Below are 10,297 nucleotides of genomic sequence, written 5' to 3'. Positions count from 1 at the left end.
GCACCGTGGCGGGAACCTCGAATCCCCGCGCCCGTTGGCTCCCCTGAACACGAGAGGAGCCGACCATGAGCAATCACCACGACTGGGTGAAGCGCACGCTTGCCGACGCCTTGGGCGAGGACCGCGGACTGCCCGACTTCACGATCCAGCGGCTGGAGTGCTTCCGCCCCGAGGACCTGGACGAGCTGCGGATCAACGAGCGGCAGGCGGTGCTGGGCGCGTTCAAGCGGGTGGCGCACCAGTCGCGCAACGCGCGCGGCGCGGAGAAGACGGAAGACGGCCAGCGCGTGCCCCCTTGGGTGGACGGCGACATCGACTGGGGGCTGCGCGCCGCCAAGTCGGCGCTGGAGGCGGTGCCCGCCGGCGAGCGCTCCGAGAAGGCCAACGAGCTGCTGGCCGCCTGCACCTGCCCCGCGGCCACGGGCCCCAACCCGGGCATCGACGGGGGCACCTCGGCCTTCCGCGACCCGCAACCGGCGCTCGACCGCGACATCGGCTCGCCCGAGAAGCCGCTGCCCTACTGATCCACGTCCACGCGTTCGGGCATGGCCCGAACGACCTGCTCCTCCCGGGCATCGGAGGGGCAGGTCACTCGGCCCCCACGTGTCATCGATGAACGATCTGGCATTCATCGACGACCTGAAGACCGCCCTGCCCCGCCTCGACGCCGAGCGGGCGGGCGAGGTCCTGTTCGGCGCGCCCCACCTGTCCATGTTCGACGTGCTCGGCGACAGCGAGATGCAGCTGAGCCGAACCTTCGCGATGCTGCTCGACCCGCGGGGTGCGCATGGCCAGGGGCCGCTCTTCCTCAACGCGTTCCTGCGGAGGCTCGGGCTGAGGGAGCGGAAGCGAAGCGAGGCCTGCACGGTACGGACCGAGCACACGACGGCGTACGGACGCATCGACATCCTGCTGGAGATGCCCGACGCGACCGTCGTGATCGAGAACAAGCCTTGGTCCGGTCTCGGACACCGGCAACTCGAACGCTATGCCGAGTTCCTCGCCACGATCCGGGGCAAGGGCACACGCCTCGTCTTCCTCAGCCAGTGGGACGTAGAGGACGGAGGCGAGGCGCTCGGTCACTACGTCCACATGCCCTTCGTCGGAAGCGAGCATTCGTTCGCGGAGTGCCTCGAGGGAGCGATTCCAGCCGTGAAGGCGTACCGAGCGGAGGTGCTCGTCCGCGACGTGGTGGACCACTTGGAACGACGCTTTGGCGGGAGGACGCGGTCGATGGATCCGCTGCAGGGCGAAATCAGGTCGCGGCTCGACGACGACCCCTCGGCGGCAAGGATCGTTACCGCGATCGTCGCGGACCAGAATCACGTCCGAGACTGGATGACCGACCGGTTGGGGCAGGCGATCATCGAGGCCCTTCCGCAAGGCTACGAAATCCTGGAGCAGAAGCGGAACCTTACCCGGCGGCGGATCGACCGCAGTGCCTTCCGGCTGTCCGAGTTCGGGTGGGAGATGTACTCCTGCCTAATGTTCCGGAATCCGCGCTGGCCAGCCAACTGCTCCATCGGATTCTCACCCGATGCGACCGGCCGGCGGAGTGTCGTGGTCGGCATCAACGCCCCGCAGGCCAGCAAGGGAGCCCCTTGCGACGCTCGCGACGAGATCGACGGACTTCTCGTAGCTGCGGAAATCGACGTCAAAACGGTGGAGCACTGGCCAGCGTGGGATTACGCCGAACCGCGTGATTGGGACGGTCAGCAACTGGCAAACTTCTTCCACAAGACCGATTGCGCACCGCTCACGAATACCCGCTTCGCCGAAATGCTCGAGTACCTCCAGAGCCTCGCGAGCATCCTCGACGCGAAGTACGACCCCCCTGCGCCCAAAGAGGTAGCCCCCCATGCCTGACCAGCTCCTTTTCGGAATGGAGGTCGCGCTGAACGGCCTCATGGCGGGGGTGATGTACGCGCTCGTGGCCTTGGGCTTCGTGCTGATCTTCAAGGCGAGCGGCATCTTCAACTACGCCCAGGGCGTCATGGCGCTCTTCGCGGCGATGACCCTGGTGGGCATCCAGAACGGGCAGGTGCCCTTCTCGCATCTCATCAACGCGACCTTCGGCACCGACATCCACCACTTCGGCTGGCACGCCCCCGCGCTTCTGGCGATCCTGCTGACGGTGGTGGTGATGGCCCTCTTCGCCTGGCTGGTGAACCGCTACGTGTTCAGCCACCTCGTCGGGCAGGAGCCGATCATCCTGTTCATGGCGACCATTGGCCTCGCCTACTTCCTGGAAGGCGTGGCCGACCTCATGTGGGGCTCGGAGATCAAGACGCTGGACGTCGGGCTGCCCCAGGGCATCAACGAGTGGATCGACACCGCGACGTTCGACGCCTTCGGCTACGGCTTCTTCATCGACAACCTCGACATCGTGGCCACCGTGATCGCCGCGCTCCTCGTGCTGGGGCTGGTGGCCTTCTCGCAGTACACCAAGCAGGGCCGTGCGCTGCGCGCGGTGGCCGACGACCACCAGGCGGCGCTGTCGGTGGGCATCTCGCTCAACTTCATCTGGGTGCTGGTCTGGTCGATCGCGGGCTTCGTGGCGCTGGTGGCCGGCATCATGTGGGGCGCGAAGTCGGGCGTGCAGTTCTCGCTGTCGCTGATCGCGCTGAAGGCGCTGCCCGTGCTGATGCTGGGGGGCTTCACGTCGATCCCCGGCGCCATCGTGGGCGGGCTGATCATCGGCGTGGGCGAGAAGCTGTTCGAGTTCGCGATCGGCGCGCCCTATCTCGGGGGGGCCACCGAGAACTGGTTCGCCTACGTGCTGGCGCTGGTGTTCCTGGTGTTCCGCCCGCAGGGCCTGTTCGGGGAGCGGATCATTGAGCGGGTTTGAGGGCACCGCACTGCGCGGCGCCGTTCAGGCGGCGTCGGGGTCCGGGTTCTCCAGCCGGCCCACCCGGCGCGAGAGGTTCGAGAGCGTGGACAGCGCCTGCTCGGCGGCCTGCGAGGCCGCGAGCGACACGGTCTGCACCCGGTCCATCTTGCTGTGCAGCCGGTCGAGCTGGGCGTCCTGCTCGTCGAGGCGGGCGTTGATGGCGCGGAAGCGGTCGTCCATCCGGTCGAGCCGACCGTCGATGGCGTCGAGCCGCTGCCCAACCCTGTCGAGCCGCTGCTCCAACCCGTCGAGCCGCTGGACGATCCCGCCCAGCATTCCCAGCACCTTGTCCTCGAAGTCGCTCATCGAAGGCCTCCTCGCCTTACATAGCATCGCCGGGGTGAATCCCCAAACCGACCCTGGGAGGGAAAACCTTGCTCTATCGTGAAGCCGGCGACTTCAAGACCAACTACCACGACGACGCGCAGACCTTCCCGATCCGCTTCGACCGCTGGGGCTACTGGGCGATCCTGGCCGTGGCGCTCCTGGTCGTCCCGTTCCTCGTCACCGACTACTGGGCCAACGCCTTCCTGGTCCCGTTCCTGATCTACGCCATCGCCACGCTCGGGCTGAACATCCTGACGGGCTACTGCGGGCAGGTCTCGCTGGGCACGGGCGGCTTCATGGCGGTGGGGGCCTACGCCTCCTACAAGCTGATGACCGCGTTCGAGTGGATGGACATGATCACCGTGACGCTGCTGTCCGGCCTTATCACCGCCGCCGTGGGCGTGCTGTTCGGCCTGCCGAGCCTGCGGATCAAGGGCTTCTACCTGGCCGTCGCCACGCTGGCCGCGCAGTTCTTCCTGGTCTGGCTCTTCAACAAGGTGCCGTGGTTCTACAACTACTCGGCCTCGGGGCAGATCAACGCGCCCGAGCGCGAGCTGTTCGGCGTCGCCGTCACCGGCCCCGCCACGGAGCCCTGGGCGCAGTACCTGTTCTGCCTCCTGTTCGTGGTGGCCCTCGCCTGGGTGGCGCGCAACCTCACGCGGGGGGCGCAGGGGCGCCAGTGGATGGCGATCCGCGACATGGACATTGCCGCCGAGATCATCGGCGTGAACCCCCTGCGCGCGAAGCTGACCGCCTTCGCCGTGTCGAGCTTCTTCGTGGGCATCGCCGGGGCGCTGTTCTTCACGGTCTATCTCGGCGCGGTCGAGGTGGGCGAGGCCTTCGGCATCCAGAAGTCGTTCCTGGTGCTCTTCATGGTGATCATCGGCGGGCTGGGGAGCATCCTGGGGAGCTTCCTCGGGGCGGCGTTCCTGGTGCTGCTGCCGGTGGCGCTGAAGATCGTGGGCGTGGACCTCCTGGGCTGGCCCACCGCGATCGTGTCGCACCTGAACCTCGTGATCGTGGGCGCGCTGATCGTGCTGTTCCTGATCCTGGAGCCCCACGGCCTGGCGCAGCTCTGGCGCCTCACGAAGGAGAAGCTGAGATTGTGGCCCTTCCCCCACTGAGGGGGCGGGCCGCGAAGGGAGGCGGGGGAGACACCCCGCGACGGGGGCCGGTCGGCCCCGCGAGACCACAACAAGGGAGAGACGAATGAAGACCACCACCAAGCTGGGCGCCGCCACGGTCGCCGCCATGCTCGCCGCCGCGCCGGCGCTGGCCGACCTGGTCATCCCCGACCTGAGCTACCGCACCGGCCCCTACGCCGCCAACGGCACGCCCGTGTCGGACGGCTACCAGGACTACTTCCGCATGCTGAACGCCCGCGACGGCGGCATCGGCGGCGAGGAGATCCGCATCGTCGAGTGCGAGACGGGCTACAACACCGAGAAGGGCGTGGAGTGCTACGAGAGCACCAAGGGCGAGGGCGCGCTCGTGTACCAGCCCCTGTCCACGGGCATCACCTACCAGCTGATCCCCAAGGTCACCGCCGACGGCATCCCGCTGCACACGATGGGCTACGGCCGCACCTCGGCCGCCAACGGCGAGGTGTTCCGCAACGTGTTCAACTACCCCGCGAACTACTGGGACGCGGCCTCGATCGCCGTGAACCACCTGCTCGACGAGAACGGCGGCTCGCTCGAGGGCAAGAAGATCGCGCTGATCTACCACAACTCGGCCTACGGCAAGGAGCCGATCCGCACGCTCGAGGAGCTGGGCGCCAAGCACGGCTTCGAGCTGACCACGCTGGCCGTCGACCACCCCGGCCAAGAGCAGAAGTCCCAGTGGCTGCAGATCCGCCGCGAGCGGCCCGACTACGTGCTGATGTGGGGCTGGGGCGTGATGAACCAGGTCGCCATCCAGGAGGCGGCCAACATCCGCTATCCCATGGACCAGTTCATCGGCAACTGGTGGGCCGGCTCCGAGCAGGACGTGATGCCCGCGGGCGAGGCCGCCGACGGCTACAAGGCCCTCGCCATGACCAAGATCGACAAGGCGCTGCCGGTCTACGACGACATCCGCACCCACGTGCACGAGGCGGGCATGGCGGCGGGCGACGGCTCGAACGTCGGCACGGTCCTCTATGACCGCGGCATGTACGCCGCCATGCTGGCCGCCGAGGCGATCCGCAAGGCGCAGGAGATCCACGGCGTCTCCGACATCACGCCTGCGCAGATGCGCGACGGGATGGAGGCGCTGGAGATCACCGCCGCGCGCATGGAGGAGCTGGGCATGCCGAACATCGGCCCCGAGTTCTCGGTCTCCTGCGAGAACCACGGCGGCTCGGGCCAGGGCCTCGTGCAGCAGTGGAACGCCTCGGCCGGCGAGTGGACCACGCTCACCGACTACATCGAGCCCGACCGCTCGGTGATCGACCCGCTGATCGAGGAGGACTCGGCTGCCTACGCCGCCGAGTCCGGCATCACGCCCGGCTGCGACAGCTGATCCCCCGCGCCCCCGGCCCCACCCGGGCCGGGGGCGTCTCCGCCCTGCCCCTCCCCGCGGAGGGGCAGCGCCGAGACCGCCCGGAGGACCGCCCCATGCTCGACACCGCGAACGCCCCCGCCCCCGACGCGGAGCCGGCCCCCGAGGAGGCGCTGCTGGCCGTCAACAACATCGAGGTGATCTACAACCACGTGATCCTGGTACTGAAGGGCGTCTCCCTAAGCGTCCCCAAGGGCGGCATCACGGCCCTCCTGGGCGGCAACGGCGCGGGCAAGACCACCACGCTGAAGGCCATCTCGAACCTCCTGCGCTCCGAGCGCGGCGAGGTCACCAAGGGCACGATCTCCTACCGCGGCGAGCGCATCCAGGATCTCGCGCCCGCCGACCTCGTCTCGCGCGGCGTGATCCAGGTCATGGAGGGGCGCCACTGCTTCGAGCACCTCACCGTCGAGGAGAACCTGCTCACGGGCGCCTACACCCGCCGCGACGGGGGCCGGAAGGTGAAGGCGGACCTGGAGATGGTCTACGAGTACTTCCCGCGCCTGCGCGAGCGCCGCACCTCCCAGGCGGGCTACACCTCGGGCGGCGAGCAGCAGATGTGCGCCATCGGCCGTGCGCTGATGAGCCGCCCCGAGACGATCCTGCTCGACGAGCCGTCGATGGGCCTCGCCCCGCAGCTCGTGGAGCAGATCTTCGGCATCGTGAAGCGCCTCAACGAGGAGCAGGGCGTCACCTTCCTCCTGGCCGAGCAGAACACCAACGTGGCGCTGCGCTTCGCCCACTACGGCTACATCCTGGAGTCGGGCCGCGTGGTGATGGACGGCGCGGCCGCCGCCCTGCGCGAGAACCCCGACGTGAAGGAGTTCTACCTCGGCATGAGCGACGAGGGCCGCAAGTCGTTCCGCGACGTGCGCTCGTATCGCCGCCGCAAGCGCTGGCTGGCGTGACCGCGCGCGCCGCCACCTGCCTGTGGTTCGAGGCGGAGGGCCACGTGGCCGCGCGGACTTACGTCTCCCTCCTGCCGGGCAGCCGGATCGTGGAGGAGGTGCGCGCAGGTCCCGATGGTCCGCCCCTTCTCGTGCTGTTCGAGCTGGCCGGCGCGCCGTTCCAGGCGCTGAACGGCGGGCCGGGGCATCCGCCCACCGACGCCGCCTCGATCGCGGTGGCGACCGCGGATCAGGCCGAGACCGACCGCCTGTGGGACGCGCTCTGCGCGGACGGCGGCGAGCCCGGGCGCTGCGGCTGGCTGCGCGACCGCTGGGGCGTGTCCTGGCAGATCGTGCCCGAGGCATGGATGGCGCTGGTGCGCACCGGCGACGGCGCCGGGCTGGGCCGCGCCTTCGCCGCGCTCGGCGAGATGGGGCGCATCGACATGGCGCGCCTCGAGGCGGCCTACGAGGGCGCATGAGGGCCTTCGTCGGCCTGCCCGTGCCCGAGGCCTGGATCGCGCCCCTCGTGCGCGCGCAAGGCGCGATCCCCGGCGGGCGCTCCGTGCCCGTGGACGACCTGCACCTGACGCTGGCCTTCCTGGACGACCAGCCCGAGGCGCGGCTGGAGGCGATGCACGCGGCCCTCGAGGCGCGCCCCGCCGCGGCGGTGCCCCTGCGGGCGACCGGCTACGCGGTGTTCGGGGCCGCGAAGGGCCAGTTCCGGCTTGTGGCCCTCGACGTGGAGCCGGCGCCCGCCCTGGCATCCTTGCGCGATCGGGTGCGCGGCGCCGCCCGTGCCGCCGGCATCGCGTTGCCGCGCGAGCGCTTCCGCCCCCACGTGACGCTCGTGCGCTTCCCCCGCGTCGCGCCCCCGGACGCGACCCGCCTGCCCGAGGCGCTGGCGGGCCTCGGCGCCCCCGCCTTGCCCCCGGCCGAGGCGCGGGCCGCGGTGCTCTGGGCCTCGACGCTGACGCCCGATGGCCCCGTCTACGAGCCGCTCGCCACCTATCCGCTGGGCGTGGCGGCGTGACCGGGGAGCGCGTCCTGTGCCGCACGCCGAACAACCCCGGCACCACCCGGATCCCCGCGTGGAAGTTCGAAGCCTGCCGGGCCGCGATCCTGGCCGAGCTGGCGGACGGCGAGCGCGGCGCGATGGCGCTGGCCGATGCGGCGGCGGCGCGGCTCTCGGCGTCCGACCGCGCGGCGATGGGATCGGTGGGCTGGCACATGACCACGGTGCGGCTGGAACTGGAGGTGCGCGGCGAGGTCGCACGCTCGGGCCGCGCGCCGGTGCGGCTGGCGCTGCCGTGACGGGCGCGGCGCCCGCCATCCGCGCGCGCGCCGCGCGTGCGGGGCCGCCCCCGGCCCCGGGACTGCGGTTTCCGGCCGGGATGGGGCGAAGGGGGCCCGGAAGCGTGGTATGCTGCGATGCGGAGCCGCCGGCGCAACCCTTCCGGCTCCCGCCCGTTGCCCGTGTCGAGACCGTTCCGGAGATGCCCATGCTCAAGCCACTCGCCCTCCGCGCCGCCCGCCTGATCGAGGGCGGCCTCGAGCGCATCGGCGACCGCCCCGACGACCAGCCCGTTCTCGACCCCTACTACGGCTACGCCACGCCCGACGGGGTGGTGCTGCGGGGGCGCGTGCTGACCGAGCTGCGCCGCGCGCAGCCCGAGGAGACCCAGCACGTCTGGGAGAACCTCAAGCAGATGGTGGGGCTGTTCGTCACCGACGAGGTCGAGGGGGTGCACGTCCGCGGCGGCGGGGCCGAGGCGATCTCGGACGCGGAAGGCTACGTGCGCCTGACGGTGCCGGGAGACTTCTCGCCGGGGTGGACCATCGTGCCGGTCGCCATCGAGGGACAGGAGCCGGTGCCCTTTCCCGCGCTGGTGCCGGGGCCCGAGGCCACGCACATGGTGATCTCGGACATCGACGACACGGTGGTCGAGACCGGCGCCCACAGCCTCGCGCGCAACCTGTGGACCACGTTCACCGGCTCGGCGCTGACGCGGGCGGCCTTCGGCGACGCGGTGCACCTGCTGGAGGCGATGTCGGACGAGGAGCGCAACCCGGTGTTCTACGTCTCGTCCTCCCCGTGGAACATGCACCACTTCTTGGAGACGCTGTTCTCGCACCTCGGCATCCCGCGCGGGCCGAAGTTCCTGCGCGACCTCGGCATCACCGACGAGGGCTTCTCGGAGGCGCACGGGCTGCACAAGGGTCATGCCATCGACGTGCTGATGGCCGCCAACCCGCGGCTGCCGGCCTTCCTTATGGGCGACACCGGGCAGCACGACGCGCAGGTCTACCGCGAGGCCGTGGAGCGCCATCCCGGCCGCGTCCGCGGCGTCGCCCTGCGCGAGTCGGTGCCGGGCGCCTCGGGCGACGACGCCGACTGCATCGCGGCGATCGAGGCGGCGGGCGTGCCGTGCCACCACGGGCCCTCGTTCAACGGCGCACTGAAGACATGGGGACTCGCATGAGCCACTACGACGACCTCGAAACACGCTCCGCGGATGCGCGGCGGGCGGCGCAGGACGCCGCGTGCCGGGAGCTGCACGGTGTGGGGCTGGACGCCCTGCCCGCGCAGCCGGTGCTGCGCAAGGCCGCGCTGGCCGAGCGGCAGGCGGCGGAGCGGCCCTTCGGCGGCGTGCGGGCGCGCAACGTGAGCCACATCTTCCAGTCGCCCGGCCCGATCTACGAGCCCGGCGGCATGGCGGACGACTACTGGCGCATGGGCCGCTTCCTCCATGCCTGCGGGATCGGCACGACGGACGTGGTGCAGAACTGCTTCGGCTACCACCTGACGCCTGCGGGCCACATGTTCGAGAGCGGCGCGCGCGCCGTGGGCGCCGTGGTGGTGCCCGCCGGCACGGGCCAGACCGAGCTGCAGGTGCGCGCCGCCGCCGACCTCGCGGTGACGGCCTACGCGGGCACGCCCGACTTCCTGAAGGTGATCCTCGACCGCGCGGATGCGATGGGCGAGCGCCTCGGCATCGTGCGGGCCGCGGTGGGGGGCGGCGCGCTGTTCCCGTCGCTCCGGCAGGAATACGCGGACCGGGGCATCGCCTGCCTCCAGTGCTACGCCACCGCCGACCTCGGCAACATCGCTTACGAGAGCCCCGCGATCGAGGGCATGATCGTGGACGAGGGGGTCGTCGTGGAGATCGTCCGCCCCGGCACCGGCGATCGGGTCCCCGAGGGCGAGGTGGGCGAGGTCGTGGTGACGTCCCTCAACCCCGACTACCCGCTCCTGCGCTTCGCCACCGGCGACCTGTCGGCGGCGATGGCGGGGCAGTCCCCGTGCGGGCGCACCAACATGCGCATCAAGGGGTGGATGGGCCGCGCCGACCAGACGGCCAAGATCAAGGGCATGTTCGTGCGCCCCGAGCAGGTGGCCGCCTTCGTGGCCCGGCATCCGGAGGTCCGCGCCGCCCGCGTGGTGGTGGACCGCGAGGGCGAGATGGATGCGATGACGGTGCAGGTCGAAGCCGATGGCGGCGACGAGGGCGCCTGGGCCGCCTCGGTGGCCGAGACGCTGAAGCTCAAGGGCCGGGTGGAGCGGGTGGACGGTCTGCCGAACGACGGCGTCGTGATCGAGGACCGGCGGGATTACGGCTGACGGTCGGAGGGGGCTCTGCCCCCGGCCCTG

At 70.7% G+C, this 10,297-nt stretch carries 12 protein-coding genes; 11 read left to right on the top strand and 1 reads right to left on the bottom strand.

Annotated features, from left to right (window positions below; translation table 11 throughout):
- Positions 1–65: 65 nt before the first annotated feature.
- From K3554_RS04720 to K3554_RS04710, 3 genes are all read left to right on the top strand, one after another.
- Positions 66–524 (top strand): hypothetical protein, encoded by a 459-nt coding sequence (locus K3554_RS04720; RefSeq protein ID WP_259944133.1) that lies wholly within the window; start codon positions 66–68, stop codon positions 522–524.
- Positions 525–612: 88 nt separating this feature from the next.
- Entirely contained in the window at positions 613–1,866 is a 1,254-nt protein-coding gene (locus tag K3554_RS04715; RefSeq protein WP_259944131.1) for a PD-(D/E)XK nuclease family protein, read from the top strand.
- Positions 1,859–2,848: a branched-chain amino acid ABC transporter permease gene (locus tag K3554_RS04710; RefSeq protein ID WP_259944125.1), complete on the top strand. Its 990-nt coding sequence runs from the start codon at positions 1,859–1,861 to the stop codon at positions 2,846–2,848. Before K3554_RS04715 ends, K3554_RS04710 begins: the two co-directional genes overlap by 8 nt.
- A 24-nt stretch (positions 2,849–2,872) precedes the next feature.
- On the opposite strand, the gene K3554_RS04705 is transcribed toward K3554_RS04710, so the two are convergent.
- Positions 2,873–3,196 carry a hypothetical protein gene (locus K3554_RS04705; protein ID WP_259944122.1) on the bottom strand — a complete coding sequence of 108 codons (324 nt, stop codon included), beginning with the start codon at positions 3,194–3,196 and terminating at the stop codon, positions 2,873–2,875.
- Positions 3,197–3,264: 68 nt separating this feature from the next.
- On the opposite strand from K3554_RS04705, the gene K3554_RS04700 reads away from it, so the two are divergent.
- The 8 genes from K3554_RS04700 to K3554_RS04665 all read left to right on the top strand — a co-directional run bounded on the left by K3554_RS04700 (position 3,265) and on the right by K3554_RS04665 (position 10,267).
- Positions 3,265–4,341: a branched-chain amino acid ABC transporter permease gene (locus K3554_RS04700; RefSeq protein ID WP_259944120.1), complete on the top strand. Its 1,077-nt coding sequence runs from the start codon at positions 3,265–3,267 to the stop codon at positions 4,339–4,341.
- Positions 4,342–4,426: 85 nt separating this feature from the next.
- Positions 4,427–5,719, top strand: a complete 1,293-nt coding sequence (locus K3554_RS04695; protein WP_259944118.1) for an ABC transporter substrate-binding protein — start codon at positions 4,427–4,429, stop codon at positions 5,717–5,719.
- A 95-nt stretch (positions 5,720–5,814) separates the two neighbouring features.
- The gene (locus K3554_RS04690) at positions 5,815–6,666 is read left to right on the top strand and encodes an ABC transporter ATP-binding protein (protein ID WP_259944116.1); all 852 of its coding nucleotides are present in this window, start codon (positions 5,815–5,817) and stop codon (positions 6,664–6,666) included.
- Entirely contained in the window at positions 6,663–7,127 is a 465-nt protein-coding gene (locus K3554_RS04685; RefSeq protein WP_259944115.1) for a VOC family protein, read from the top strand. The genes K3554_RS04690 and K3554_RS04685 overlap by 4 nt, the downstream gene beginning before the upstream one ends.
- Positions 7,124–7,678 (top strand): RNA 2',3'-cyclic phosphodiesterase, encoded by a 555-nt coding sequence (gene thpR / locus K3554_RS04680; protein ID WP_259944114.1) that lies wholly within the window; start codon positions 7,124–7,126, stop codon positions 7,676–7,678. Before K3554_RS04685 ends, thpR begins: the two co-directional genes overlap by 4 nt.
- Positions 7,675–7,959 (top strand): DUF6958 family protein, encoded by a 285-nt coding sequence (locus tag K3554_RS04675; protein ID WP_259944112.1) that lies wholly within the window; start codon positions 7,675–7,677, stop codon positions 7,957–7,959. Before thpR ends, K3554_RS04675 begins: the two co-directional genes overlap by 4 nt.
- 188 nt (positions 7,960–8,147) lie before the next feature.
- Complete coding sequence (locus tag K3554_RS04670) at positions 8,148–9,128, top strand: phosphatase domain-containing protein (RefSeq protein ID WP_259944109.1); 981 nt, start codon at positions 8,148–8,150, stop codon at positions 9,126–9,128.
- Complete coding sequence (locus tag K3554_RS04665) at positions 9,125–10,267, top strand: phenylacetate--CoA ligase family protein (RefSeq protein ID WP_259944107.1); 1,143 nt, start codon at positions 9,125–9,127, stop codon at positions 10,265–10,267. The genes K3554_RS04670 and K3554_RS04665 overlap by 4 nt, the downstream gene beginning before the upstream one ends.
- The last annotated feature ends 30 nt before the right edge of the window (positions 10,268–10,297 follow it).

Source organism: Jannaschia sp. W003, from assembly GCF_025144335.1.
In the GTDB taxonomy this organism is placed as follows: domain Bacteria; phylum Pseudomonadota; class Alphaproteobacteria; order Rhodobacterales; family Rhodobacteraceae; genus Jannaschia.
This window is presented reverse-complemented; position numbering and strand designations above follow the sequence as displayed.

Excerpts from the sequence above, each read along its gene's own strand:
- K3554_RS04705 (WP_259944122.1), bottom strand. The coding sequence starts at position 3,196 with ATGAGCGACTTCGAGGACAAGGTGCTGGGAATGCTGGGCGGGATCGTC.
- thpR (WP_259944114.1), top strand. The coding sequence starts at position 7,124 with ATGAGGGCCTTCGTCGGCCTGCCCGTGCCCGAGGCCTGGATCGCGCCC.
- K3554_RS04720 (WP_259944133.1), top strand. The coding sequence starts at position 66 with ATGAGCAATCACCACGACTGGGTGAAGCGCACGCTTGCCGACGCCTTG.
- K3554_RS04715 (WP_259944131.1), top strand. The coding sequence starts at position 613 with ATGAACGATCTGGCATTCATCGACGACCTGAAGACCGCCCTGCCCCGC.
- K3554_RS04695 (WP_259944118.1), top strand. The coding sequence starts at position 4,427 with ATGAAGACCACCACCAAGCTGGGCGCCGCCACGGTCGCCGCCATGCTC.
- K3554_RS04710 (WP_259944125.1), top strand. The coding sequence starts at position 1,859 with ATGCCTGACCAGCTCCTTTTCGGAATGGAGGTCGCGCTGAACGGCCTC.
- K3554_RS04670 (WP_259944109.1), top strand. The coding sequence starts at position 8,148 with ATGCTCAAGCCACTCGCCCTCCGCGCCGCCCGCCTGATCGAGGGCGGC.
- K3554_RS04665 (WP_259944107.1), top strand. The coding sequence starts at position 9,125 with ATGAGCCACTACGACGACCTCGAAACACGCTCCGCGGATGCGCGGCGG.
- K3554_RS04690 (WP_259944116.1), top strand. The coding sequence starts at position 5,815 with ATGCTCGACACCGCGAACGCCCCCGCCCCCGACGCGGAGCCGGCCCCC.